This is a genomic window from Tenacibaculum sp. TC6, assembly GCF_050606265.1.
Classification (GTDB): domain Bacteria; phylum Bacteroidota; class Bacteroidia; order Flavobacteriales; family Flavobacteriaceae; genus Polaribacter.
Map to the genome: position 1 here is coordinate 53,769 of NZ_JBOCUK010000001.1, position 26,754 is coordinate 80,522.

30 protein-coding genes are annotated in these 26,754 nt (G+C 29.2%); 15 read left to right on the top strand and 15 right to left on the bottom strand.

Features of this window, described 5'->3' with window-relative positions:
* Positions 1-3: 3 nt before the first annotated feature.
* Positions 4-669: a glycosyltransferase family 2 protein gene (locus ACQY1Q_RS00225; protein WP_431003262.1), complete on the top strand. Its 666-nt coding sequence runs from the start codon at positions 4-6 to the stop codon at positions 667-669.
* Here the strand turns inward: ACQY1Q_RS00225 and ACQY1Q_RS00230 are convergent.
* Entirely contained in the window at positions 663-1,001 is a 339-nt protein-coding gene (locus ACQY1Q_RS00230) for a hypothetical protein (RefSeq protein WP_431003263.1), read from the bottom strand. The genes ACQY1Q_RS00225 and ACQY1Q_RS00230 overlap by 7 nt on opposite strands.
* A gap of 129 nt (positions 1,002-1,130) precedes the next feature.
* On the opposite strand from ACQY1Q_RS00230, the gene rpsF reads away from it, so the two are divergent.
* From rpsF to rplI, 3 genes are read left to right on the top strand one after another with little or no spacing between them, the layout of a single operon-like run.
* Positions 1,131-1,472, top strand: a complete 342-nt coding sequence (gene rpsF / locus ACQY1Q_RS00235; protein WP_431003264.1) for a 30S ribosomal protein S6 — start codon at positions 1,131-1,133, stop codon at positions 1,470-1,472.
* Positions 1,473-1,475: 3 nt separating this feature from the next.
* Positions 1,476-1,772: a 30S ribosomal protein S18 gene (rpsR, locus tag ACQY1Q_RS00240; protein ID WP_431003265.1), complete on the top strand. Its 297-nt coding sequence runs from the start codon at positions 1,476-1,478 to the stop codon at positions 1,770-1,772.
* Between the two features lie 15 nt (positions 1,773-1,787).
* Positions 1,788-2,237, top strand: coding sequence for a 50S ribosomal protein L9 (rplI, locus tag ACQY1Q_RS00245; RefSeq protein WP_431003266.1), 450 nt, complete (start codon positions 1,788-1,790; stop codon positions 2,235-2,237).
* A 228-nt stretch (positions 2,238-2,465) separates the two neighbouring features.
* Here rplI and lysA read toward each other — a convergent pair whose 3' ends face one another.
* From lysA to ACQY1Q_RS00270, 5 genes are all read right to left on the bottom strand, one after another.
* Positions 2,466-3,671, bottom strand: a complete 1,206-nt coding sequence (gene lysA / locus ACQY1Q_RS00250; protein WP_431003267.1) for a diaminopimelate decarboxylase — start codon at positions 3,669-3,671, stop codon at positions 2,466-2,468.
* 153 nt (positions 3,672-3,824) lie between these two features.
* Entirely contained in the window at positions 3,825-4,556 is a 732-nt protein-coding gene (locus ACQY1Q_RS00255; RefSeq protein WP_431003268.1) for a head GIN domain-containing protein, read from the bottom strand.
* A gap of 28 nt (positions 4,557-4,584) precedes the next feature.
* Positions 4,585-5,673, bottom strand: a complete 1,089-nt coding sequence (locus ACQY1Q_RS00260) for a hypothetical protein (protein WP_431003269.1) — start codon at positions 5,671-5,673, stop codon at positions 4,585-4,587.
* The gene (locus tag ACQY1Q_RS00265; protein WP_431003270.1) at positions 5,660-6,187 is read right to left on the bottom strand and encodes a hypothetical protein; all 528 of its coding nucleotides are present in this window, start codon (positions 6,185-6,187) and stop codon (positions 5,660-5,662) included. The genes ACQY1Q_RS00260 and ACQY1Q_RS00265 overlap by 14 nt, the downstream gene beginning before the upstream one ends.
* Positions 6,177-6,743 (bottom strand): RNA polymerase sigma factor, encoded by a 567-nt coding sequence (locus ACQY1Q_RS00270; RefSeq protein ID WP_431003271.1) that lies wholly within the window; start codon positions 6,741-6,743, stop codon positions 6,177-6,179. The genes ACQY1Q_RS00265 and ACQY1Q_RS00270 overlap by 11 nt, the downstream gene beginning before the upstream one ends.
* 186 nt (positions 6,744-6,929) lie before the next feature.
* On the opposite strand from ACQY1Q_RS00270, the gene ACQY1Q_RS00275 reads away from it, so the two are divergent.
* Genes ACQY1Q_RS00275 through ACQY1Q_RS00285 form a run of 3 tightly spaced genes read left to right on the top strand, consistent with a single transcriptional unit; the run spans position 6,930 to position 10,164 of the window.
* Positions 6,930-7,787, top strand: coding sequence for a hydroxymethylglutaryl-CoA lyase (locus ACQY1Q_RS00275; RefSeq protein ID WP_431003272.1), 858 nt, complete (start codon positions 6,930-6,932; stop codon positions 7,785-7,787).
* Positions 7,788-7,791: 4 nt separating this feature from the next.
* On the top strand, positions 7,792-8,595 hold the full coding sequence (locus ACQY1Q_RS00280) for a hypothetical protein (RefSeq protein WP_431003273.1): 804 nt from the start codon (positions 7,792-7,794) through the stop codon (positions 8,593-8,595).
* Between the two features lie 36 nt (positions 8,596-8,631).
* Positions 8,632-10,164, top strand: a complete 1,533-nt coding sequence (locus ACQY1Q_RS00285; protein ID WP_431003274.1) for a bifunctional metallophosphatase/5'-nucleotidase — start codon at positions 8,632-8,634, stop codon at positions 10,162-10,164.
* Positions 10,165-10,219: 55 nt separating this feature from the next.
* Here the strand turns inward: ACQY1Q_RS00285 and mazG are convergent, their stop codons facing one another.
* From mazG to ruvX, 4 genes are read right to left on the bottom strand one after another with little or no spacing between them, the layout of a single operon-like run.
* Complete coding sequence (gene mazG / locus ACQY1Q_RS00290; protein WP_431003275.1) at positions 10,220-10,999, bottom strand: nucleoside triphosphate pyrophosphohydrolase; 780 nt, start codon at positions 10,997-10,999, stop codon at positions 10,220-10,222.
* 6 nt (positions 11,000-11,005) lie between these two features.
* Positions 11,006-11,431 carry a DUF5606 family protein gene (locus ACQY1Q_RS00295; protein ID WP_431003276.1) on the bottom strand — a complete coding sequence of 142 codons (426 nt, stop codon included), beginning with the start codon at positions 11,429-11,431 and terminating at the stop codon, positions 11,006-11,008.
* Between the two features lie 35 nt (positions 11,432-11,466).
* Positions 11,467-12,051, bottom strand: a complete 585-nt coding sequence (def, locus tag ACQY1Q_RS00300) for a peptide deformylase (protein ID WP_431003277.1) — start codon at positions 12,049-12,051, stop codon at positions 11,467-11,469.
* Positions 12,052-12,105: 54 nt separating this feature from the next.
* Positions 12,106-12,516 carry a Holliday junction resolvase RuvX gene (ruvX, locus tag ACQY1Q_RS00305; RefSeq protein WP_431003278.1) on the bottom strand — a complete coding sequence of 137 codons (411 nt, stop codon included), beginning with the start codon at positions 12,514-12,516 and terminating at the stop codon, positions 12,106-12,108.
* Between the two features lie 119 nt (positions 12,517-12,635).
* Between ruvX and ACQY1Q_RS00310 the strand changes: the two genes are divergently transcribed.
* Positions 12,636-13,451: a 2,3,4,5-tetrahydropyridine-2,6-dicarboxylate N-succinyltransferase gene (locus tag ACQY1Q_RS00310; protein ID WP_431003279.1), complete on the top strand. Its 816-nt coding sequence runs from the start codon at positions 12,636-12,638 to the stop codon at positions 13,449-13,451.
* 67 nt (positions 13,452-13,518) lie between these two features.
* Positions 13,519-14,271, top strand: coding sequence for a glycosyltransferase family 2 protein (locus ACQY1Q_RS00315; protein ID WP_431003280.1), 753 nt, complete (start codon positions 13,519-13,521; stop codon positions 14,269-14,271).
* Here the strand turns inward: ACQY1Q_RS00315 and ACQY1Q_RS00320 are convergent.
* The gene (locus ACQY1Q_RS00320; RefSeq protein ID WP_431003281.1) at positions 14,268-15,017 is read right to left on the bottom strand and encodes a glycosyltransferase family 2 protein; all 750 of its coding nucleotides are present in this window, start codon (positions 15,015-15,017) and stop codon (positions 14,268-14,270) included. The two genes, ACQY1Q_RS00315 and ACQY1Q_RS00320, sit on opposite strands and share 4 nt — an antisense overlap.
* 52 nt (positions 15,018-15,069) lie before the next feature.
* Here ACQY1Q_RS00320 and ACQY1Q_RS00325 point away from each other — a divergent pair, with 52 nt between their 5' ends.
* The 6 genes from ACQY1Q_RS00325 to ACQY1Q_RS00350 all read left to right on the top strand — a co-directional run bounded on the left by ACQY1Q_RS00325 (position 15,070) and on the right by ACQY1Q_RS00350 (position 21,085).
* Positions 15,070-15,831: a glycosyltransferase family 32 protein gene (locus tag ACQY1Q_RS00325; RefSeq protein ID WP_431003282.1), complete on the top strand. Its 762-nt coding sequence runs from the start codon at positions 15,070-15,072 to the stop codon at positions 15,829-15,831.
* Complete coding sequence (locus ACQY1Q_RS00330; RefSeq protein ID WP_431003283.1) at positions 15,828-16,769, top strand: glycosyltransferase family 2 protein; 942 nt, start codon at positions 15,828-15,830, stop codon at positions 16,767-16,769. The genes ACQY1Q_RS00325 and ACQY1Q_RS00330 overlap by 4 nt, the downstream gene beginning before the upstream one ends.
* 56 nt (positions 16,770-16,825) lie before the next feature.
* Entirely contained in the window at positions 16,826-18,040 is a 1,215-nt protein-coding gene (locus tag ACQY1Q_RS00335) for a glycosyltransferase family 4 protein (protein WP_431003284.1), read from the top strand.
* A gap of 204 nt (positions 18,041-18,244) precedes the next feature.
* Entirely contained in the window at positions 18,245-19,096 is an 852-nt protein-coding gene (locus ACQY1Q_RS00340; protein ID WP_431003285.1) for a glycosyltransferase family 2 protein, read from the top strand.
* 11 nt (positions 19,097-19,107) lie between these two features.
* Positions 19,108-19,656, top strand: a complete 549-nt coding sequence (locus ACQY1Q_RS00345; RefSeq protein WP_431003286.1) for an L-threonylcarbamoyladenylate synthase — start codon at positions 19,108-19,110, stop codon at positions 19,654-19,656.
* A 4-nt stretch (positions 19,657-19,660) separates the two neighbouring features.
* Positions 19,661-21,085, top strand: coding sequence for a CCA tRNA nucleotidyltransferase (locus ACQY1Q_RS00350; RefSeq protein ID WP_431003287.1), 1,425 nt, complete (start codon positions 19,661-19,663; stop codon positions 21,083-21,085).
* Between the two features lie 152 nt (positions 21,086-21,237).
* Here the strand turns inward: ACQY1Q_RS00350 and ACQY1Q_RS00355 are convergent, their stop codons facing one another.
* From ACQY1Q_RS00355 to ACQY1Q_RS00370, 4 genes are read right to left on the bottom strand one after another with little or no spacing between them, the layout of a single operon-like run.
* Positions 21,238-22,185, bottom strand: a complete 948-nt coding sequence (locus tag ACQY1Q_RS00355; protein WP_431003288.1) for a glycosyl transferase family 90 — start codon at positions 22,183-22,185, stop codon at positions 21,238-21,240.
* Positions 22,186-22,187: 2 nt separating this feature from the next.
* On the bottom strand, positions 22,188-24,020 hold the full coding sequence (locus ACQY1Q_RS00360) for an ABC transporter ATP-binding protein (RefSeq protein ID WP_431003289.1): 1,833 nt from the start codon (positions 24,018-24,020) through the stop codon (positions 22,188-22,190).
* A gap of 11 nt (positions 24,021-24,031) precedes the next feature.
* Positions 24,032-25,021 (bottom strand): glycosyltransferase, encoded by a 990-nt coding sequence (locus tag ACQY1Q_RS00365; protein ID WP_431003290.1) that lies wholly within the window; start codon positions 25,019-25,021, stop codon positions 24,032-24,034.
* Positions 25,022-26,731: a phospho-sugar mutase gene (locus ACQY1Q_RS00370; protein WP_431003291.1), complete on the bottom strand. Its 1,710-nt coding sequence runs from the start codon at positions 26,729-26,731 to the stop codon at positions 25,022-25,024. It lies immediately after the preceding gene.
* Positions 26,732-26,754: the final 23 nt, after the last annotated feature.

Consider the following 26,754-nt stretch of genomic DNA (forward strand, 5'->3'; position numbering starts at 1 on the left):
AATATGAAAAAATTATCAATTATAATACCTTGTTTCAATGAGGTTAAAACAATATCAAAGTTACTTGGGGTAATTACAAATTTAAAACTAAATAACACCATAATTGAGGTTATTGTAGTTGATGATAAATCTACTGATGGAACAATAGAGCTGCTTAAAAAAAATAGTAATTGTAAAGTATTATTTAATAACATAAATAAAGGTAAAGGATATTGTATAAGAAAAGGTATTAAATATTGTACAGGAGATTATATTTTAATTCAGGATGCGGATTTGGAATATGATCCAAATGATTATTCTAAACTACTTAATATTGTTGATGATACAGGGGTTGTTTATGGTGTTAGGAAAGATAAACTTGGAAAAAGAAGTGTTCATTATTATTTAGGTGCCAAAATAATCACTGGTTTGACTAATTTTCTCTATAAAACATCTTTAAATGATCAAGCAACATGTTATAAGATGTTTAAAAGTACTTTGTTAAAATCTATACGCTTAAAAGAAGATAGGTTTGGGTTTTGTTCTGAAGTGACAGCAAAAATAGCTAAAAGGAACATTTCTATAAGAGAAATTCCAATTAATTATTTTCCTAGAACAAAAAAAGATGGGAAAAAAATTAATTGGAAAGATGGTATTAGAGCTATTTATGTTCTAGTTAAAAACTATTGATTACAACCGCCAAAGAAAGATCCATCGTTTATAACAATTCCAGAGCCTATAAGAATACCACTACCTGTATCAATACATGATGTGCCCCCTTCTTCTAGAAGGTTTTGTATGCATTCTTTGTTGTAACCACAAGGTCCTGACTGATTCAAAACAGCTTCTTTATATTCGTTACAAGCCTCAACAGTATTTAATTCGATAGCATTTGTAAATGCTTTTTTAACTTTATCTTCTGCTTCCTCACATGTAAGTGAAAGAGGAGTATCTTTTTCAGAAGAACATGAATATGTTAATGTTAACATTGAAAATAGTAAAAAAATGGAGAGTTTTTTCATAATCTAATTTTTAAATGATAAACCGATTAGCAAAATTAGTCTAAATAATGAAATATAAAAAATAATTTTTTTGTGTTTTATAAGAAAAAAAAGAGTATGTTTGCACCCTTAAAAATAAAAACATTAATTATGAATCATTACGAAACTGTTTTCATTTTGAATCCCGTTTTATCTGAAGCTCAGATAAAGGAAACAGTACAAAAGTTTGAAGACTATTTGACTTCGAAGGGTGCAGAAATGATCTACAAAGAAGATTGGGGCTTAAAAAAATTAGCTTACCCAATTGAGAAGAAAAAAAGTGGATTTTACCACTTATTTGAGTTTAAAGCTTCAGGTGAAGTTATTGCTCCATTTGAACTAGAGTTCAGACGTGACGATAGCATTATGCGTTATTTAACTGTAAAGTTAGACAAGCATGCTGCAGCTTGGGCTGAGAAGAGAAAAGAACGTGTTAAATCTGCAAAAAAATAACCTATGTCGTCTATAGATCAACAAGCAAAAGGAAGCAAGCAAGGAGAAGTACGTTACTTAACTCCACTTGATATTGAAACTAAAAAAGAAGCTAAATACTGTCGTTTCAAGAAAAACGGTATTAAGTACATCGATTACAAAGATGCTGACTTCTTAATGTATTTAGTAAACGAGCAAGGTAAAATTTTACCAAGACGTTTAACAGGAACATCTTTAAAATATCAACGTAAAGTAGCTCAAGCAATCAAAAGAGCACGTCATTTAGCTTTAATGCCATACGTTGGTGATATGTTAAAATAATAAAGAAGTAGAAACATGGAATTGATATTAAAACAAGACGTAGAAAACTTAGGTTTTAAAGACGATGTTGTAACTGTTAAGAATGGTTACGGACGTAATTACCTAATACCTCAAGGATATGCAATTTTAGCTACTTCTTCAGCTAAAAAAGTATTAGCAGAAAACTTAAAGCAACGTGCTTTTAAAGAAGCTAAATTAGTTGATGACGCTAACAAGTTAGCAGAAGTTATTAAAGGTTACGAGCTTAAAATTGCTTCTAAAGTAGGAGCTGGAGATAAATTATTTGGTTCAGTTAATAACGCAGATGTTGCTGAAGCTTTAGCAAAAGCAGGAACTGAAGTTGACAAAAAGTTTATCAAAGTTACCGGAGGAAGTGTTAAGAGATTAGGGAAATACAATGCTGCTGTTCGTTTACACAGAGCTGTTGTAGCTGATATTATGTTTGAAGTTGTTGCTGAAAAGTAATATAATCAACATAACATTATAAAAATTAAGAACCCGCTTTTTTAAGCGGGTTTTTTTATGGTAATATATTAGGTGATTTTCCTGTACCATAACTAATAGATTATTATGATATTGCGCATGCAAATGAATAATAGGGGAAGTTTATTTGCAAACACACTCCAAAATATTTATTTCGATAAAGGGTGTTTAAAAAGAAAACTCCAATCATAATGATTGGAGTTCTTGTTTTTATAAAGATATTTGTTCTTGATTTCTAAGTATATCTTCAAACGTTTCTCGTTTTCTGATTAGATAATCTTTTCCTTTATATAGCATTACCTCAGCAGGCTTATATCTTGAATTATAATTAGAAGCCATTGAAAAGCAATAAGCTCCGGCGTTATGGAAACATAAAATATCCCCTTCAGCTATTTCTGAAATTCTTCTGTTAGAACCAAAAGTATCTGTTTCACAAATATAACCTACCACACTGTAAAAACGTTCTCTACCTTTTGGATTAGAAATGTTTTCTATGTAGTGATATGAATTATAAAACATAGGTCTTATTAAGTGATTTAAACCACTATCAATTCCTGCGAAAACAGTTGATGTTGTTTGTTTAATAACATTTACTTTAGCTAAGAAATATCCGGATTGACTTACTAAAAACTTGCCAGGTTCAAACATTAAAGTAACATCTTTACCATAGTTTTTACAAAACTGATTAAAACGAGTTGATAGTTTTTCTCCTAATTCAACTATGTTAGTAGAAATATCATCTTTTTTATAAGGAACTTTAAAACCACTACCAAAATCGATAAAATCGATATTTTCAAATTGTTCAGCAACATCAAATAAAATTTCAGTTGCACGTAAAAATGTGTCTATATCTAAGATGTCAGACCCGGTGTGCATATGTATTCCGTTAATATGCATTCCCGTATTTTTAACCACTCTTTTAATATGCGGTACCTGATGAATAGAGATTCCAAATTTAGAATCAATATGACCTACAGAAATTTTACTGTTTCCTCCGGCCATTACATGCGGATTAATACGGATACAAACAGGTATGTTAGGATGCTTTTGTCCAAAAAGTTCTAATATTGATAAATTATCAATATTAATTTGTACCCCTAGCGTTGCTACTTCTTCAATTTCCTGTAAGGAAACCCCATTAGGAGTATAGATAATATCTTTAGGGTCAAAACCTGCCAATAACCCTAATTGTACTTCCTGAATAGAAACGGTATCTAATCCACTTTTTAACGAATTAAAAACTTTTAAAATATTAACGTTAGAAAGTGCTTTGGCAGCATAGTTAATTTTTACATTCTTTACCTTAGAAAAAGCTCCGGTAATTTTTTTGTATTGATTAATTATAACATCTGTATCATAAACATACAAAGGGCAACCATAGGTCTCTGCCAACCTTAATAATTCTTTTCTATTCATTATTTGTTAAAATTTAAAAGCCCAAAAATAGAGAAGGGTATGGGGTAGGAAAATTAATTAAAAGAAATAAACATATCTATATTTTTTGTGTAAAATAAAAAAAGCCTGCTATACATAGTTAACAGGCTTTTTATAGTAAATACTACTAGGTGACTAGTTTTTATTAACCACATCTCCAGAACCTAAAGATGTAGTATCTATACTATTTGGTTTTCCTTTATAATAAATGCTACCCGAACCTACAATGCTAGCCTTAATATTAGAAGTAACGTGAGTTTGTATACTTCCTGATCCGGCAATACTTGCTTTTAAATTATTAGCTTTTAATTCATAAGCTTTAACATTTCCTGATCCTCCGATAGAACATTTAAAATCATTTGTTTTTCCTTCTAGTTTAATATTTCCGGAACCTCCAATAGATGCTTTTACATTGTTTGCACCTACAAGAGCCGAAATATTTCCGGAACCTCCAACACTGAAAGAAACATCACTATTGCTAATTTCTTTAGTAACCTTAACATTGCCTGAGCCTCCTAAAGAAACAGATTCTAATTCGTTAAAAGCCACCGTTACAAGTAATTTTCTAGTAGTTCTTATATTCGTGTTATTTTTAAAATTAATTTTTAATTTTCCGTTATGAACTTCAGTTTCTACATAAGGAATGATATTTTCTTCTCCTTCAATAGTTATTTTTCCTTCGTTACCATCAGTTAGTACAACATCAAAAGAACCTCCAACACTTACTTTATCAAAACGTTGTACATTTCTTGTTTCTGTTGTCATAGTACCATTTCCGGTAACTTTTTTTGAACTCCACCAACTTTGAGATTGTGTTGTTACTGTATAGCTTAGAGCTAAAAATAGAATTGCAGTTAATTTTTTCATTTTATACATCTTTATTATTGTTGTTTAGTTAATCGTTTATGTTTAATGAAACTCCTCCGTAACTAGATTTTATATCTATAACAGAATTTGTATGAGAGCTTCCAAATATCCCTTCATAATATTTTTTAGATGACTTTTTTATGCTTTTAAAGAATTCTATTTTTTCATCCGGATGATTGAAACTGGCGTATTCTAAACTTACAGTAAACTTAAAGCTATTAGAAGCCTTAGTACCTAGTTTAATACCGGCATAACTTCCTTTAATAGAAATTTTTTCAAAACCGTTTGCTATGTTTTCTACCTTAACACCTCCGTAATCGGTATCAATTTCTAAATTTTTATGAATGGTTCCTATTTTAACTCCAGCATAATCAGAATTTCCATATACATCAACCCCTTCATTAACAATAATACTTCCATAATCACTATTAAAGTGAAGTGTATTGATTTTATTTGCTTTAACAGTAGAGTAGTCGGCATTTATTTTTAGCTTTTCAGAATTTTCAATTTTTAAAGTAGAGTAATCAGCAGAAATGTTTCCTGACTCTATAAAATTAATTTCTGAAGAACCACAGTAATTAATATCAATACTATTTTCAATATTTAATAGTTTATCAATATCAATATTTCCGTAATCACAATTAATATTTGATTTACCTTTTAAGACATCAATTTCAATATTTCCGTATTTATTATTAAAATCGGCATTGTTAGTAATAGGCATCTTAACAAAATAATTAATTTTAAAAGAGGTGTTGTTATTTTTCCACCAAGACCAGCTAGACTTAGTTTCACGAATTATCGTTCTGGCTTCAACTAAATCATTTGTGGCTTGAAAATCTACCGTAATAGCGTCTAATTTGTCATTAACATCACTTAAATTATTCCCTTTTACAATAATTTTCACATCAATTTCTACGCGATTTTCATCCCAAGTAGTTACATTAATATTTCCATATTTATTATTCAAGTATAGGGTAGCATTTTTAGTAACCGAAAATTGCTTTTTGATTATTTTATTTTTTTCATGTTTTTTAGGGCCATTTCCCGTGTTGGCAAACATGATTGTTGAAGTTAAAACTATTAGTATTGTTGTAAGCGTCTTATATAATTTCATCGTATTTTAGTTCAAATTTTGTTGGATTCCTTTGATATTCTAATTTGGTGAGTAAATTTTCTAAAACTGTGAGTCGTTGTTGATAATTATTAATCAAGTTTTGAATCATTAGTTTTTTATTATTGTTTTTTGATAATTCTTTAATAAAGGTTTGGTATTGCTCTTCAAGTTCTTCAATTTCATCAAGAGCATCTTCAATTAAAGTTTCAGTTTCAATATTTCTATGTTTTTCAATTTCTTTAAGCTCCTGTTTAATTGTTGTCATAAAAAAACTTTCAGTTTCAGCCATATTAGGAGCTATTTCAGTTAAACTGATGTTAGTTCTTTGCATTTGACCTAAATAGAAACCTAATACTAGAATTACTGAAGCAGCGATGCTTAACCACTGCCACGGAAAAGGAGATTTCTTTTTAGGAAGGTTTAATTTTCTTTTAAAACGTTCTAAATGACCTGAATGTGGCTCATGAATATCAAAGTCATTAGTCTTGAAAAAAGATTCTAAATCATTTGCCATAAATATTTCTTTTAATGTTATTAGCAAGTAATTCTTGCTTTAATTTCTTTTTAGCTCTTGAAATTGTGGTTCTAACATTTTCGTTAGAATACTTAAGTATTTGAGCTATTTCTTCATAATCATACCCTTCAATGAGATTTAATGTAAGTGCTATACGATAATTTTCTTTTAAACTTTGTATGGTGTGTAAAACATCAGCAACGTTTAAATTGCTATAATCAATGGCTGTATCTTCAACCTCATAATTTGGAATTACATCCATTTTTACAATATCATATTTGTTATTTTTTTTCAACTGAGTTAAACTCTTATTTACAACTATTTTTTTTAACCAAGCACCAAAAGTAACTTCTCCTTTAAATGTGTGAAGTTTTGTAAAGGCAGAAAGAAAGGCCTCTTGCATTAAATCTTCTGCCTCAAACTTGTCTTTTAGTATTCGGTACGCACTGTTATACATAGCTTTGTAATACTTTTCATATAAAAGCATTTGAGCATTAGTATCGTTTTTTTTACAGCGTTCGATTAGTTGATTGATATGTAAATTTTGCTCTTCCAAAAAATATTTTCTACACTAACGACAATTTGTTTTTTTAAATGTGACACTTTTTATAAAAAAAGGGTCTAACAGAAGTAAAAGTAGATAATATACAGAAAGATCTACCTTTTATTAAAAATTAATTATTGAATATTGGTTAACTTTAAAATAAATTAAAGAGTAAATGAAAATATGTATATTTGAACGATGAGTGATAGCGTTAAAATTATTGAATGCCCTCGAGATGCTATGCAAGGCATTAAGAGCCATTTTATTTCGACAGATTCTAAAGTAAAATATATAAATTCATTACTAAAAGTAGGGTTTGACACCATAGACTTTGGTAGCTTTGTTTCACCTAAAGCAATACCTCAAATGCGTGATACCGCTGAAGTATTGTCTAAATTAGATTTATCAAGCACCAAAAGTAAATTATTAGCCATTGTAGCCAATGTTAGGGGGGCAAACGATGCATCAAATTTTGAAGAAATAGATTATTTAGGTTACCCGTTTTCGATATCTGAAAATTTTCAGATGAGAAACACACATAAAACAATTGATCAGTCTATTGATACATTAAAAGAAGTGTTATCTATAGCTAACAGAACCAATAAAGAAGTGGTAGCTTATTTGTCTATGGGATTTGGGAATCCGTATGGAGATCCTTGGAATGTTGACATAGTTGGAGAATGGACAGAAAAACTTTGTGATTTAGGAGTAAAAATATTATCTTTATCTGACACAATAGGTAGTTCTACTCCTGAAGTAATAAAGTACTTATTTTCTAATTTAATCCCCAAGTATCCAAACATTGAATTTGGAGCGCATTTGCATACAACACCCGATACTTGGTTTGAAAAAGTTGATAGTGCTTACAGAGCAGGATGTAAACGCTTTGATGGGGCTATAAAAGGTTATGGTGGTTGCCCAATGGCAAAAGATGATTTAACAGGTAATATGCCAACTGAAAAGTTGTTGTCATATTTTACCTCAATAAAAGTCGAAACTAATATTAAACCAATGAGTTTTGAAAGTGCTTATAATAAAGCATTAGAAGTATTTTAAAGATATGAAGTTAATAGTAGTTACTTTTTTTATTACATTTTCAATTTTCCATTATTCTTCGGATGATGAGAAAATAGGGGTATGGAATATTAAAAACGGAAAATTTATTAGAAACCATTCCAAAAATGATGACTTAGCAGAGCTTCATTGGAAGACCTTTTATGATATTTTTCCTAAAACTATTACCAAAAAATACATCAAAAAAATAGTTCTGATTTCTGATGGACTAGACGAAAAAACAGGAGCTTTAGCGGCGCTTAGCACGAGAAATGATCAATGGCAATTGGTTATAGATACGTTAGATGTTAACTTCAGGTCTAAAGACAGAAGAAGGCTAAAAGAATCTGTGTATACCCTTGTTCATGAATTTGGACACTTACTAACCTTGAATAATACCCAAATTAGACCTACCAATAAGATAAGCCAGGAAGAAGGAGAACCTTATTTAACACTTGAAGGAGAAGCATATAAAAATAGCTATTTAAATAAATTTGTATCGCTGTTTTGGAAAGGTAAGCTTCTTGAAAAATGGGATGTTATTAAAGAAAGACATTGTTTTACGGAAGAGAGTTGTGTAGAAAAGTTATTTGGATTGTATAAAGAAAACTTTGCTGATTTTGTAACAGATTATGCTGCTGAAAGCCCGGAAGAAGACATTGTTGAAAGCTGGACTTACTTCGTTTTAAAGAAGAAAATAAAAAACCCAAAAACAATAGCGCAAAAGAAAATAAACTTTTTCTATGAATTTCCGGAATTAGTAGAGTATAGAAAGTTAATTAGATACAATACGCGCTATTATCTACATTAGAATTAGTAAATTTGATTTCATTTTTAACCTATTTTAATGAGATCAATAAAGTTTTTATTATTTCTATTTTTATTTCACCTTTTACTAAGTTGTACTACACAACATAAGGTAGTATCTGATTCTTTATCTGATAAAAAATATACATTCAATATTATTCAATTGAATGACGTTTATGAAATAGCTCCGATTCAAAATGGAAAATACGGAGGCTTGGCGAGAGTTGAAACCGTTCATAAACAACTACTACAGGAAAATAAAAATACCCTTTTAGTTTTAGCTGGAGATTTTTTAAATCCGTCTTTATTAGGAACCATTAAAGTAAATGGAGAAAGAGTTCGTGGTAAACAAATGGTAGAGGTTATGAATGCCATGAATTTTGATGTTGTTGCTTTTGGTAATCACGAGTTTGATTTAAGCTATGTAGACTTACAAAAAAGAATAAATGAAAGTACATTTGATTGGATTTCAGCCAACGTGCTTCATAATAAATCAGGACAAAAAAGTTATTTTTATAAAGATGTAAATGGAAATAAAGAGCCTTTAAAAGATTCTTATATTAAAGAATTTATTTTTCCTGATGGTAAAAAGGTGAAAGTAGGTTTCATAAGTGTATGTATTCCTTCAAACCCTAGAGATTATGTGTTTTATGGAGATGTGTTTAAAGAAATAAAAAGAGCATATAATGAGATAAAACCAAAGGTAGACATAGTGTTAGGCTTAACACATGTAAAAGTAGAGCAAGATAGGCATATAGCAGAATTGTTGCCGGATATACCTTTGATTATGGGAGGACATGAGCATACTCATAAATATGAACACATAGGAAAGGTTACTATTGCTAAAGCAGATGCAAATGCTAAAACAATTTATATTCATAGATTTGAATATGATGCAAAAACAAAAAAAGTTGTCCTAAAATCGGAGCTAAAAGAAATTAATAAAACAATTATTGCAGATAAGAATATTGAAACTATTGTTATTAAATGGCAAGATATTTTAAACACAAAAATTAAAGAGGTAATTAATAATCCTACAGAAATAATTTATACAGCTACTATTCCTTTAGATGCCAGAGATACTCCGGTGAGAAGCATTCAAACTAATATGGGAGAAGTAATTACCAAGGCTATGAGTTATGCTTATAATGATAAGGTTGACTGTGCTTTGGTAAACGGTGGTTCAATCAGAATAGATGATCAGTTGGAAGGAGAAATTAATGCGGTTGATATTTTTAGAGTTTTACCTTATGGAGGAGCTGTTTTAAATGTTAAGATAAAGGGGAGTTTACTTAAAAAAGTGTTAGCTTTTGGCCAAGAAGCAGCAGGAACCGGAGCTTATTTACAACGCTATAATGCAGAAAAAATAGGAGAAGAGTGGTTGATAAAGAACAAAAAAATTGAATTAGAAAAAGAGTATACCGTAGCTTTTTCTGATTATTTATTAAAAGGGTTTGATATTCCCTTCTTATCAGATAAAAATCCGGAAGTTTTACAAATAAACGAACCTACAAAGGATGAAGTTGCTTTTGACATTAGAAAAGCGGTTATCATGTATTTAAAAAGCTTGTAAATTAAAATAAGAAGAGTAAATAAGGAAGGCTGTTTTTAATTGTAAAAATAGCCTTTTATTTATAGAATTTTTTTGATGCTTCCCAAAAAACATCCATTTCAGCAAGTGTCATTTCCGAAAGCTGTTTGCCTATTTTAGAAGCTTCTTTTTCTAAAAATTGAAATCTATTAATAAACTTTTTGTTTGTTTTTTCCAGAGCATTTTCAGGGTTAACACCAATAAAACGAGCATAATTAATCATAGAGAACAACACGTCACCAAATTCTTTTTCAATTTTTTCCTGACTGTTATTTTGGATTTCTGTGTTTAATTCTTCTAGCTCTTCCTGAACTTTTTCCCATACTTGGTGGGGCTCTTCCCAATCAAAACCAACTCCGGCTACTTTTTCTTGTATTCTACTAGCTTTTACCAAAGCAGGCAAACTTTTTGGCACTCCTTCTAATACTGATTTCTTACCTTCTTTTAGTTTTAGCTTTTCCCAATTTTGTTTAACTTCTTCTTCATTAGCAACCTCAACATCACCGTATATATGCGGGTGCCTTTCAATAAGTTTATCACAAATACTATTGGTTACATCAGCTATATCAAAGGCTTGTTTTTCACTACCTATTTTAGCATAAAAAACGATGTGCAAAAGCACATCGCCTAATTCTTTTTTTATTTCTGATAAATCGTTATCTAAAATAGCATCTGCTAACTCGTAAGTTTCTTCTATAGTTAAATGTCGAAGGCTTTGGAGTGTTTGTTTTTTATCCCAAGGACACTTCTCACGAAGTTCATCCATAATATCTAACAAACGATTAAAAGCTTCTAATTGTTGCTTACGAGTATTCATACTATTTTATTCTTCTTCTTCAGATGAAACAGCTTGTTTTTCATTTAAAGTACTAAAATCAAAACCAGCTTTAACTAAAGAATTATACCATTGAATTACTTTTTTAATATTTGAGGCATATACACGCTCTTCATCAAAATTAGGAAGAACTTCTCCAAAATAAGAAATTAATGTACTGTCTTTTTCTTTATGAGAAATAGACTCTCCGTTATTTTCTTTATCGGCAATATTTTTAATAACTTTTGCTAAAGGAACTTCTTCTTCATAGGTATAAATAGCAATGTTTTCTAATAAACTTACGTTATGTGTTGCCGTGATAGGAAAACGCTTACCATCTACAATTGATTTTACAATGACTCCTGTTTTAGTTTGTGATAAAATTTCAAATAAACCAGGCTTTCCTGTTACAGCTATAATTTTACTAAATTCCATATATTTTTAAAATATTTAAACGTCTTGTTACTATATTATTTTTTTGCATTAGGGAAACGCATTCTATAACCGGGATCTATTTTCCCTTTAGAAATGCTTTCTAATTTTTTCTTTATTAATCTCTTTTTTAAAGAAGATAATTTATCAGTAAATAACACTCCTTCAATATGATCGTATTCATGTTGAAATATTCTTGCGGCTAAACCGGTTAATGTTTCAGAATATTTTTTAAAATTTTCATCCTGATACTCTATTGTAATCGTTTTTTGTCTAAAAACATCCTCTCTAATATCAGGAATGCTCAGGCACCCTTCATTAAAAGCCCATTCTTCACCTTCTTGGTTAAGAATTTTAGCATTGATAAAAACTTTGTCAAACCCTTCTAAAACTTTTCTTTCTTCTTCACTAACATCTTCGTCTTCAGCAAAAGGTGTTGCATCAATTATAAATAAACGTATGTCTCTACCAATTTGAGGAGCAGCAATTCCTACACCTTGAGCATTATACATTGTTTCCTTCATGTCAGCAATTAATTTACTTAAATCAGGATAGTCAGCATCAATTTCTTTTCCTATTTTACGTAATACAGGATCTCCGTATGCTACAATGGGTAAAATCATTTATTTTATTTTTAAGTGTCGGCAAAAATACAAAGAAAGGTGTTTTGAATACAACTATTTACTATATAAATAAGATTGAAGTATAATTGTGGCACTAATTTCATCTATTAAACTCTTATTTTGCCGCTGTTTTTTTGTCAACCCGCTATCAATCATGGTTTGAAAAGCCATTTTAGAAGTAAATCGTTCATCAACACGTTGAAAAGGAATTGAAGGAATTTCTTTAGTCAATTTTTCTAAAAAAGGAAGAATAAGTGCTTCACTTTCGCTGTCCTCATTATTTAACTGCTTAGGTTTTCCTATGATAAATAATTCAACATTTTCCTTGGAAATGTATTCTTTTAAAAAATCAATTAAATTATCTGTAGTTACAGTAGTTAACCCGGAAGCGATGATTTGTAACTCATCTGTTACGGCAATTCCTGTCCTTTTTTTTCCAAAATCAATGGCTAAAATTCTGCCCATATAACTTATTTTTTGCAAAAGTAATGATTTTTAACAAGAGCCTATTTTCTGTTTAAAAAATGTATCTTCGTGCCTAATTCAGTAACACAAATTATATTTGTGGCAAATTAGTTTTAAAGATGACAGAATTACAATCTATTATAGAAAAAGCATGGGACAATCGTGAACTTTTAAAAGAAGAAAGCACGGTTGCAGCCATAAGAAAAGTAGTTGATTTATTAGATTCAGGAGCGTTAAGAGTTGCACAACCTATTGAAAACGGATGGCAAGTAAATGAATGGGTAAAAAAAGCGGTAGTGCTATATTTTCCTATTCAGAAAATGGAGACTTTAGAAGCTGGAATTTTTGAATATCATGATAAAATTCCGTTAAAAAGAAATTATGAAGCTAAAGGAATAAGAGTTGTTCCTAATGCTGTGGCACGTCACGGAGCTTATATCTCGTCAGGAACTATTTTAATGCCTAGTTATGTAAATATTGGAGCTTATGTAGATGAAGGAACTATGGTTGATACTTGGGCTACTGTAGGTTCATGTGCACAGATAGGTAAAAACGTACACTTATCAGGAGGTGTAGGAATCGGAGGAGTTTTAGAACCTTTACAGGCAGCTCCTGTAATTATAGAAGATAATGCTTTTATAGGTTCAAGATGTATTGTTGTTGAAGGAGTTAGGGTTGAAAGAGAAGCTGTTTTAGGAGCTAATGTAGTTTTAACTGCTTCTACTAAAATTATTGATGTAACGGGAGATACTCCGATAGAAATGAAAGGTGTAGTACCTGCGCGTTCTGTGGTGATTCCGGGAAGTTATACCAAAAAATTTGCTGCAGGAGAGTATAATGTACCTTGTGCTTTAATTATTGGAAAACGTAAAGAAAGTACCAATAAGAAAACATCATTAAATGATGCATTACGCGAGTACGATGTAGCTGTGTAAAATATTAAGTGATTATATTTTGAACAACTAAATTTTTAAAATGATATATTTGGCAAAAATTAAGTAATTGACCCAATTATCAGTAATAATACCAACATTTAATGAAGAATCTAACATTCGAAGAGCGTTGGATTCTGTTTTTTTTGCAGATGAAATTATAGTGATTGATTCTTTTAGTACAGATGCTACTGTTGCTATTGTAAAAGAATATGATGTGAGATTATTACAACGTAATTTTGATAATTTTTCATCACAAAAGAATTATGCCCTTCAGTATGCTACAAATAAATGGATTTTATTTTTAGATGCTGATGAACAGGTTACTAATGAATTAAGAGTAGAGATTCAAAAAACCATTTCAAATGAAAGTTTATACAGTGCTTATAGAATAAATAGAACTTTCTATTTTAAAAATAAAAAAATTTCTTATTCAGGATTCAGAAACGGAAGTGTTATAAGACTTTTAATAAAAAATAGCTGTAAGTATGTAGGTAAGGTTCATGAGAAAATAGACATACTACCAACTAATGTAGAAAACTTAAAAGGAAGAATAAACCACTTTTCCTATAAGTCGTATTTTCAATATGAAAATAAACTTAAAAAATATGCTATTTTGCAGTCACAAGAATTATATGCAAAAGGAAAACAACCTACGGTATACCATTTTTTCATAAAACCACTAATAAGGTTTTTTATACATTACATTATCAAATTAGGGTTTTTAGACGGCAAAAAAGGGTTTATTTTATCCTTTTTACATGCAAAAGGAGTGTATTTTAGATATAAAGAATTAGAAGTGTTGAATACAAAGAAAAACTAATGATTGTTTTTATAAAGTTTTATAAGCTTGGCATATTTTATATAGGAAAAAAAAGCTTGCATTAAAGAGAAAGTCATTCCATCGATACCATTAAAAATACCCTTCTTAAAAAAATAACACCTAACAAAGGACCAAATGCCATGAATTAAAGGTGTAAATGAATTAATCTTTTTATTTTGCTCTAAATATTCTTCTGATTGCCAAGTTGTGTAAAGATTATATTTGTTTATGATTTGATGAAAATCTTTCCATCCATAATGAACAATATGATATTTTGTATTAGTTATATTGGTAGCTTGAATACTTTGATGAACTCTTGTTTTTGCAGGAAAGGCTGTTTTTTTGTTAAAAAATCTACAAGTATAGGAAGGATACCATCCAGAATGATTAATTTCTTCTTTACCTAAAAAATGACGAAATCTGAAATTATAAGCATCATAAGGAGATTTTTCGTAAACTTTACTCTTAATAAATTCAAGACTATCATTATCTAAACGTTCATCTGCATCTAAATTTAAAATCCAATCATTATCACAAAATTGTAAACCATAAACTCTTTGAGGTCCATCACCTAAAAAAATTTGCAAATGTACAGTTGCCCCCATTTTTTTAGCTATTTCAACAGTAGCATCTGTACTAAAAGAATCTATCACAATAATCTGATTACATACTTTTTTTAAGGAGGTAATACAGTCTTTTATATTGTTTTCTTCATTATAAGAAATAATCAAACCACTAACAGCCATTGTATATATTTGTTGTAAATTGCGCGGATAAAAATACAATATTATATAATAAATGATTCCTAAAATAATTCATTTTTGTTGGTATGGAAATGGAGAGTTTAATGATTTAACCAAAAAATGTATAACATCTTGGAAAGAAAGACTTCCTGATTATACAATTAAAATTTGGAATGAAGAAAACACTCCTTTTGATAAATTACCTTTTCTAAAGCTACTGTATAAACAAAAGAAATGGGCCTTTGTATCTGATTATATGAGACTATATGCTTTATATAAAGAAGGAGGGGTTTATTTAGATACAGATATTGAAATTTTAAAAAGGTTTGATGATTTGCATAAAAAAGAAAACTTTACAGGCTTTCAAACAGATATGGATTCTTCCCCTAATCCTATTGGAGCTGGAATAATAGGGGCAAAAAAAGGGAGCAAATTTATCTTGGATTGTATTAAAGAAACTGAAATAAAACAGCGTTTAAAATTTAATGCAATGGGAAGTCCAATTATTTTAACAAAAGTGTTGAAGAATTATGGTTTGTCAGAATATAAAACACAGGAAATTAATGATGTATTAGTTTTAGAAAAAGAATATTTTTATCCTTACTATATTAATGAAGAGTTTACCCAAGATTGTGTAAGACAGGAAACCATTTGTATTCACTGGTGGGAGTATTCATGGAAAAATAAAGAGAAAGGATTTAATTATTATTTAGATAGTATAACTAGAAAACTACAAAAACTACCGTTATTACTGTTAGAAAAGCTAGTTTATTTATTTAAAGGAGAAAAATTTTATTATATAAACAATAAAATATGATAAGTGTAGTAGTACCGGTATATAATGTTGAAAAATATGTAGAAAGATGTATTAATTCTATTGTAAATCAAACTTTTAAAGATATAGAGATTATCATAGTAAATGACGGCTCAACTGATACATCATTAGAAATATGTAAAAAAATTGAAAAAGAAGATTCTAGAATAACCATAATTACTCAAGAAAATAAAGGGCTTTCAGGAGCGAGAAATACAGGGATAAAAGCAGCACAGTTTCCATATATAACATTTATTGATTCAGATGATTGGATAGAAGCAGAGTATATTGAAATTTTGTATAATTCTCTAATTAAATATGATGCTGATATTGCAGTGGTGGAATATGATATTGTATTTGAAGAAAAAGGAAATAAAAATCAAATTAAATCTAGAAATAATAATGGTAGAGTAGAGGTTTTCAGTGTTTCAGAAGCTATTTTTGAATTAATTACAGATAGAAAAATTAAAAATTATGCTTGGGGTAAAATGTATAAAACAGCGCTTTTTAAAGAAATAAGTTATCCTGAAGGATTGTTTTATGAAGATGTTTTTACAACCTACAAGCTTTTTTTTAAATCTAAAAAAATTGTAAAAACAAATAAAATTTTAGCACATTACCTACAGCGAACAGATAATATAACATCAAAGGTAAATAACTCCATTCAGAAAGAAAAAGACTATTATGAAAGTTTCTTTGATCAATTTAATAACATTCTTAATAGTCAATATAAGTATAACAATCAAAAAAAAATAAAAAGAGAAATTCTAAGGAAATTTTATAGACTTAAAAAGAGGGTTATAAAACAACATAATAGAAGTGAGTTTTTGCAGGAAGAAGAGAAAATAAATCAAAATATTAAAAAGTTTTTAAAAGAATTAACTCTTTTTGATATGGGGCTTATACTCTATTTTAAATGTAAAATAATATTATTTTTGTAAAGATAAAAGTAGTTAAGAACCTTAATAAGTTAAGTAGAAATCAGAAATATATTATAATGAATATAGCTTTTTTAACAACAGAATATTCTCATGAAAATACTCCTGTATATGGAGGAATAGGAACTTTTTTTAAAATATTAGCCCATGAGTTTATAGCTAGAGGATATAATGTATACGTATTTATATATCAAGGAAAGAAAAATTTTGATTTTGAAGATGATGGAGTAAAAATTAGAGTTCTAAAAAACTTTTTTAAATCAAATAGAATACAAGAATTAATAAGGTCGTTAACAAAAAATAGTGATAGATTTTATAATGTATATTTTGGATTATTTATAAAAGAAAGAGAGTATATAGCTAAAGAGTTCAAAAAATTTATAAAAGGAAAAGAAATAGATATTATTGAAACTCAAGATTATGGAGGGTATTTTTTAAAAATAGGAAAAAAGAAACCAATAGTGGTAAGATGTCACGGAACCAATATAGTGTTAACAGATTATTTTCATTATCCTTTTTCTAAGACAACCGATAAGATACTTAATGAAATTGAAGTAATGAGTTTCAAAGATACTTCAAAAAGCCTTATTACAGTGTCAGATTTTTCTGGAGAATTGGTCAATATTTTTTTTGATAGAGATGATTATAAAGTTATTTATAATGGTGTTAATATTGGAAAATTTAAAGAGCAAAAAGAAAAAATTATTGAAGATTCTATCTTTTATTTTGGGACACTGTCTAAAGAGAAAGGCGTGGAAATTTTATGTACTACATTTAATAAAATATGTGAGGAAAACAAATCAGCCACTTTACATTTAGTTGGAAGAAGAGATGAATATTGGGAATATTTAAAAAAACATGTTTTAACAAACGAGGCGTTGAAAAGAACCAAGTATTATGGAGTTGTAGATTATGATAAACTAGAAAAAGTATTATCTAAAGCAAGTATGTTTGTTTTTCCAACGCGTGGAGAGAATTTTCCTTTTGTATTTTTAGAGGCGATGTCTTTATCTAAACCTGTAATTGTAAGTAATATTAAACCTTCTTATGAAATTATAGAAAATAACAGAAATGGTTTTATAGCTGAAAATGATGATGATTTTTATTACAAAATAATAAATGTTTTGGATAAAAGAATAGATGTAAAACTCATATCTGATAATGCTAGAGTTACAGTTAAAGAAAAATTTACATACGAAATTATGGTAAATAATACCATAGCTTTTTATAAAGAAGAAATTGAAAAGTTTAATATGAGCAAAGAATCTTTATAAATATCACATTTTTAGCTTTTAAGTATATGCATAATAAATACTTACTTTCGCACAGGGTGTGTTTTAGATCAATAGCTTAGAAATTAACTACAAAAAGTTATACGTTTATGTATAGTAAAATTAAATAATAAAAGAATATCATATTGTAAAATTAAAATTAAATTAGAATTAACTTATTTAAGGAAATAACAATAATTAAATATTATGTTTTTATCTATTATTATACCGGTTTATAATACTTCCAAAATTTTTCTAGATGAATGTCTAGAAAGTCTAAATCATATACCTTCAATTCCTCACGAGATTATTATAGTAAATGACGGTTCTAAAGAAGTAGAAACGTTAAACTACTTAAAAAGCATAGAAAAAAAATACCAATTAATACATAAGGAAAATGGAGGTCTAGGATCAGCAAGAAATACAGGTATAAAAGAGGCTAAAGGAAAATATATTTTTCCTTTAGATTCTGATGATGTGTTAAATGAAGATTTTAAGATATTTATAGAATATCTTAATAAAAATGAACAAGTTGATATTTTATATGGAGACTTACACCATTTTGGAGATGAAGATTTAATTAAAAAATATCCCGAATATGATAAACTGACTTTATTATTTTATAAAAATATTATTCAAGCTTGTTCTTTTTTTAAAAAAGAAGCGTGGGAGAAGGTAGGAGGATATGATGAAAGTTTAAAAACTTTTGAAGATTATGATTTTTGGATTAAATGTGGGATTAATGACTTGAAATTTAAACATATACCTTATTGTGCTTACAGATACAGATTCATTGATAATGGAAAATCATTATTTCAAAGAACCAGTGGAATTCATGAAGAATATTTTAAGTTAATTAGAAATAAAATACCTAAAGGTTTAATAAAGGTATTTGATATACATAATTATTCAAAACATAATGTAAAAGAGTATTTTGAGAATAAAAAAAGAGAAAAAAAAGGAATAAAGGGCAAATTAATATACATAAAATCAATTTTTAGAATAATAAAGAGGTTAGTAAAAATCAGGTATTTTTCTTTAGGAAGAATTAGAATATAACAGATAAAAAAATGATTAATAGTTTATTAAAAACTCTGTATAATGGTAATACAATACTATACCCAACAGATACGGTTTGGGGATTAGGTTGTGATGCTACAGATGAAACAGCAGTAAAAAAAATATATACATTAAAAAATAGAGAAGAAACCAAAAGCTTAATAATTTTGGTGGATTCAATAATTATGTTAGAACAGTATGTAGAAGAAATTCCTCAAAAGGTTATGGAAATTCTTCAAAATGCGACTAAACCCACTACCATTATTTATAATAATCCTAAAAATTTAGCTAAAAATACCATTGCGCAAGACAATACTATTGCAATTAGAATCCCTCAAGATGATTTTTGCAAACAATTGATTAAAGAATTTGGAAAGCCAATAGTTTCTACCTCTGCTAATGTAAGTGGAGAGCCTACGCCAAAGTGTTTTTCAGAAATAAGCAAAGCTATTTTAAATAATGTAGATTATGTGGTAAATTTGCATCAAGATAAAGTAGCAGAAAAATCATCTACCATTTTAAAAATAGAAGGAGATGATGTGATTGTGATTAGAGAGTAAAACTATGCCGAACCACTATTTTAAAGAAGCCATAAACAACGAAATTTTTCAATACATAACCAAAGCTGCAGAAGAATTAAACCTAGAATGTTATGTTATAGGTGGCTTTGTAAGAGATTATATATTAAAAAGAGGAAATGCCAAAGATATTGATGTAGTTGCCGTAGGAAGTGGTATTGAACTTGCTGAAAAAGTAGCCAGTTTATTACCTAATAAGCCCAAAGTACAGGTTTTTAAAACCTATGGTACCGCCATGCTTCGATTTAATGATATTGAAATAGAGTTTGTTGGAGCTAGAAAAGAATCATATACTGAAGATAGTAGAAATCCGGAAGTTGAAAGCGGAACGCTGCAAGACGATCAAAATAGAAGAGATTTTACGATTAATGCATTAGCATTGAGTTTAAATACAGAGACTTTTGGGTTGTTATTAGACCCATTTGAGGGTATTGTTGATTTAGAACGTAAAATTATTCGTACACCATTAAATCCGGATATCACCTATTCTGATGATCCTTTACGGATGATGCGTGCCATACGTTTTGCTACTCAATTAAATTTTGAAATAGAAGAGCAATCTTTAGAGGCAATTACTAGAAATGCCGAACGTATTGATATTATAACAAGAGAGAGAATCATTGTTGAATTACATAAAATTTTAGAATCTCCGGTACCTTCAATAGGTTTTTTACTATTAGAAAAAACAGGGTTGTTAAAAAGAATTTTACCTGAATTAATAGCTTTGAAAGGAGTTGAGGAAGTTGAAGGACAAAAGCATAAAGATAACTTTTATCATACTTTAGAAGTTGTAGATAACATTTCGGTAAATACCACAGATGTTTGGTTACGTTGGGCGGCTTTATTACATGATATAGGAAAGGCACCAACAAAAAAATACAATCCTAAGCAGGGATGGACATTTCACGGACATGAGTTTGTTGGCTCAAAAATGGTATATAAATTATTTAAGCGCTTACGAATGCCTTTAAATAATAAAATGAAGTTTGTTCAAAAAATGGTATTATTAAGTTCCAGACCTATTGTTTTAGCTACTGATGTTACAGATTCTGCTGTTCGTAGGTTGGTTTTTGATGCAGGCGAAGATGTGGAAAGTTTAATGATCCTTTGCGAGGCTGATATTACTACTAAAAACCCTAAGAAGTTTAAAAAATATCATAAAAACTTTGAAATTGTACGTCAAAAAATTAAGGAAGTAGAAGAAAGAGATAGAGTACGTAATTTTCAACCACCAATTACCGGTAAAGAAATTATGGAAACGTTTAACTTAAAGCCGTGTAGGGAAATAGGCCAAATAAAAGAAGCTATTAAAGAAGCTATTTTAGACGGAAAAATACCTAATGAGTACGAAGCTTCTTTTCAATTTATGTTAGAAAGAGGAAAAAAAATAGGATTACAACCTGTAAAATGAAAGATGGCTAATGAATAGTTCCAATATAAACATACGGTATCATTAGGAATAATAAGTTTATTGGTCTCAAAAAGGATTAACCCCACTCCACTCAAGTGCAGAGGCTTGGTTTTTCTTGGTAAGAGTTAAACTCGTTATTGCCATCCTTCTATTTAAATTTGGCTAGTTTGTTTAAAGTATTGATTTAAGACATGAATAGACAATAATTTTTCATTTTTTAAATCTTTAAATTGATTGACCCAATCATTTGCATTTTTTATGATAAATTTAGCCTCACTAATATTTTTTAAGTAGAAGTTTCTTTTCTCTATTAAATCAGAATAATCATCTTTTAATAATACATAATGATGGTTAGGAATCAATAAACCTTCCATAAACCAGGTTTCGTATTTAGGTTTTGGCATAAAACATAATGAATTAGAATTCATTATCCATTTTAAATTTGTTGCTACATCCATTCCTTCAATAGATATAATAAACTTATAGTTTAATTGTTCTTTCGGTGTTAAAAAAAGCTTCTGCCAATGTTTTGGAAAATAACCTGTTTTACTTACCTCTCCTATATTACAAGAATCATGATTATGAAACTTTTCTACAAGTAATCGTCTATTTTCTTTATGAATTTCTCCACGCCAAACTATTCTATCATCTTTATCTTCGAAACTTAATGAATCTTCAATAAAATTAAAGTGCCTTAAAGAATCAAGTTTCATAATAATAGAGTTACCATTATGGTTTATTGGACGACTTTTAACAATAGTAGGCTCTTCAAAAACTTCTGTCACATCTCCAAATTTATATTTGATTCGCTTGTTCGAATCAAAGTATTTGGTAATCCTATAAAGATCAAAAAAATAGAGTGTGGCTTTCTTTGGGAATTTGAATTTTTTTAATAAAATCCAATCAATTTTCTTCTCAGTATCAACTCTAGGGGAGATATAGTGATTTAATCTTTTATCAAAAAGAATTTGGTCTGTTGGTTTTTTTTTCAACCATTTTTTTAGGAAAAATCTAGAAAAAAATTTTGGAACTATATATTCAAGAATATTAGTGGCGTAATAATAAAATTTTAAACGTTTAACTTTTTTTAAAAAACTCATAATTATTCAAATGATTGCATGGTTACCAACTTAAAATATTCCCCCTTTTTTAGCATTAGTTCTTCATGTTTACCTAGCTCAATGATTTTCCCTTTTTTCATAACTACAATAATATCTGCATTTTGAATGGTAGATAATCGATGAGCAATAACAATAGAGGTTCTGTTTAACATCATTTTTTCTAAGGCATTTTGTACTAGCTTTTCAGATTCAGTATCTAAAGCAGAAGTAGCTTCGTCTAAAATCATTATTGGGGGATTTTTTAACACAGCCCTAGCTATAGATAGGCGTTGTTTTTGCCCTCCAGATAAATTTCCACCTCCATCACCAATATTGGTGTCATATTGCTTAGGTAAATCTTTAATAAACTCATGAGCATTAGCTATTTCAGCAGCTTTTTGAATTTCTTCTAGTGTAGCATTTGGATTGGACAAGGCAATATTATTTTTTACTGTATCATTAAACAAGATGGCATCTTGTGTTACAATACCCATTAAAGTTCTTAAGGAATGTTTTGAAATATCTTTTATATTAATGCCATCAACATAAATATTTCCTTGATTTACTTCATAGAAGCGAGGAATTAAATTTGCTAAAGTTGATTTTCCACTTCCTGACTGTCCCACCAAAGCAACTGTTTTTCCTTTAGGAATATTTAGAGAAAAATTTTCTAAAACGTGATCGTCTTGATATTTAAAAGAAATATTTTCAATTTTAATTTCTGAGTTAAAACTTTCTTTATCAATAGCATCAGATTTATCAGCTATTAGGTTTTCAGTTTCCATAATTTCAGAAATCCTGTTTACAGAAGCACTGGCTCTTTTAATACTATACATAGCATTGGATATGTTTTTAGCAGGCGTTAAAATATTATATGCTAGTACCATAAACCCAATAAAAGTACCTCCGCTCATTGATTTGTCTACCAAAACCATTTTTCCACCGTACCATAGCACAACGGCAATTACAGCTATTCCTAATAACTCACTTAGAGGAGTAGCTAAATTTTGCCTAAACATAAGTTTATTAGAAAACTTAAAAATAAGTTCAGAAGTATTAAAAAAGCGACTTTTAAATATAGGCTCAGCAACAAATCCTTTAATAATCTTTAATCCACTTAATGTTTCTTCTAAATGCGATAAAAATTGCCCGTTTTCCCTTTGTACTTTATCAGATGAGGCGCGTAGCTTTTTTCCTATATAAGCAATAACAAGCCCGGAAATAGGAATAAAAACAAAAATAAACAATGTTAGTTTCGGACTAATAGAAAACATAGCCACTAATGTAAAAATGATAATTAAAGGTTGTTTAACTAACATTTCTAATACACTTAAAAAAGACCATTGAACTTCACCAACGTCGTTGGTTATTCTTGACATTACATCACCTTTTCTTTTTTCTGTAAAAAAGGAAATAGGAAGGTTAAGTATTTTTAAGTACACTTCATTTCTCATATCTCTAATAACTCCATTTCTAATAATAGCCATATAATATAAAGAGGCATAATTAGCTACGTTTTTAAGGAAAAATAAGAATACAACAACAATACAGATATAAGCTAATACTACTATTTCACCGTTGCTTTTAGACTCAATTTGATGTGTAATAAAATAATTTAAACTATTTTCAAGATAGTCTTTAAGTTCTGTTAATCCTTGATATGTAGGTTTTACATATACTCTTTTATTATTCTCAAATAAAATATCGAGCATAGGAATAAAGGCAACAAAACTAAGAGTGCTGAAAAGTGCATAAAAAACATTACAAATAATATTTAATATGACTAATCTTTTATAGGGGAAAATAAATTTAATGACTTTTTGTAAATCTTTCATTTAATTAATTATTACTCATACCACTCTAAAAACTTGGAGTTTTGAGCGTTTTTAAGTTTAGGTTTTTCTATGTTTAAAATAATTCCGCTAACAGCTTTTTCATAGAGTTCTACATATGAAATTGCCATTTTTTTTGAATTGAAGCAATCTATAGCATACTCACTACATTTTTCATTAGAAAAAGTAGTTACATTTTCAATGGCATTGGTTAAGTCACTTCGTTTATTAGATAAATAACCTACATCGTTAGAGATTAGTTCAGTTAAAGATCCATAAGGAGTTCCAAAAATGGGGCAACCATAATATAAGCTTTCAATAATGGCTAAACCAAAAGGTTCATGCCAAAGAACCGGAAAAATTAGTCCTTTCGATTTATTGAGTAACTCATTTTTCTGAGTCCCTCCAACCATACCATAAAATGAAATTTTGGGAGATAATGTAAAACGCACTCCCATTTTAAAATTAAAACGATGGCCACCTAAGACTTTTAGACGTTTATTTTTTGCTTTCGTTACAACATTAATAGCTCCTCTTACATTTTTAATACGCCAAGCGGCCTTGCCTAAAAAATGGAAGTATTCTTCTTTTTTTAAATTGGGAGAGGAGTAATCATCCCAATCTAAACCATTGTAAACAAAAGTTGTACTTCCGTATCTTTCGGCATGATTTTTAGAAACAAAAACAGTATTGGTATCTAATTGTTCATTACTGCCTGCATTGCCGTGCATAGTAACAATGTAGGGATGTTTAGCATTTTCTGTAATATTAGGCTGATGTTGAAAATGTACTACATCAGTATCTTCTGGAATTTGTAACCAAATATCTTCGGAATGATTGATAGCTTTTACAGTAGCAAAGTCACAATACGAACCTTGCTCTACAAGATAGGTTATTCTATGCCCAAGTTTAGCTAATTCTTTCCCCAAATACCAGATAACTCTTTCTGTTCCACCATAAAGAGACACAGGGATTGTATTATAATGTACAATGGTTATATTCATTTATAACTTTAGTTCATTAATAATGCGTTGAATTTTTGAATCTAATTTTGCTTCAATTTCTTTTGCATCACTGATCGTATCTAATTTAGATTTTACACTAAAGTAGAATTTTATTTTGGGTTCTGTTCCACTAGGTCTAGCAGCTACTTTGGTACCAGCTTCGGTTTCATATATCAATACATTTGACTTAGGAACATCTATTATAGTTTCTTTATTTGTAATAATATTTTTTTTGATTGACGATTGATAGTCATACAAAAAACTTACTTTTTCACCATCTATGCTTGTTAACGGATTTGTACGTAAATCACTCATCATTTGCTGAATTTGTTGAGCACCATCCATTCCTTTTTTTACTAAAGAAATTAAATGTTCTTTATAAAAATGATGTTGAGTATACAGTGTTAAAAGCTCATGATAAAACGAACTTCCTTTTGCTTTGGCCTCTGCAGCTATTTCACAAGCCAAAAGGGCAGAAGTAACCGCATCTTTATCTCTAACAAAATCACCAACCATATAACCGAAACTTTCTTCACCACCACCAATAAACTCTTGAGTAGGGTGATCTTTAATCATTTTGGCAATCCACTTAAAACCGGTTAAACCAACCTTTGTTTCTACACCATAACTATCAGCAATTTCATTTACTAAATTGGTCGATACTATGGTTGAGCCAACGAATTGTTTACCGTTTAATTTATCTTGCTTATTCCAGTCGTTTATTAGAAAATCAGTCATTAAACTCATCGTTTGATTTCCGTTTAATAACTTCATATTACCTTCTAAATCACGAACAGCAATACCAATTCTGTCTGAGTCAGGATCAGTTCCTAAAACAATATCAGCATTTATCTTGTTGGCTAAATCAACAGCCATTTGCAAAGCTTCAGGATCTTCCGGGTTAGGAGATTTTACTGTAGGAAAACTACCATTAGGTTCAGCTTGTTCCTCAACAACGTGAACTTGAGTATATCCGGCTCTTTTTAATACTTCCGGAATTAGTTTTATAGAGGTTCCGTGTAAAGAGGTAAAAACTATTTTTAAATCCTCTCTGCCTTTTATAAGAAAAGTTCCGTTTTGTAGAGAAGCGTTCCAGAAAGTTTCATCAATTTCTTTACCTATAGTAGTTATTAAACTTTCATTTGCATTGAAGTTAATGTCAGCATAATCTAATTTGTTAACTTCAGCTATAATTTCTTTGTCTTGAGGGGGCACAATTTGCCCACCATCATTCCAATATACTTTATACCCGTTATATTCAGGAGGATTGTGTGATGCAGTTAAAACAATTCCGGCATCACATTCTAAATGATTTACGGTAAAAGATAACTCAGGAGTAGGACGTAAGTCTTCAAATAATAAAACATGAATATTATTAGCAGATAAAACATCTGAAACAACTTTAGCTAACCATTTGCTATCATGCCTACAATCGTAACCAATTGCTACTTTTATATTTTTATTAGGAAAAGATTTATGTAAATAATTACTCAATCCTTGAGTAGCTTTACCTATAGTATATTTATTAATTCTGTTAGTACCTGATCCTACAACACCACGCATTCCACCAGTACCAAATTCTAGATCTTTATAAAAACGATCGTTTAAATCTTCAGAATTTGTATTTATTAATTGTTGAATTTCACTTTTAGTTTCAGCGTCAAAAGTATCAGAAAGCCACTCTTTTGCTTTAGCTATTATATCTTTCATAGATAAATTTATAAAATGACAAA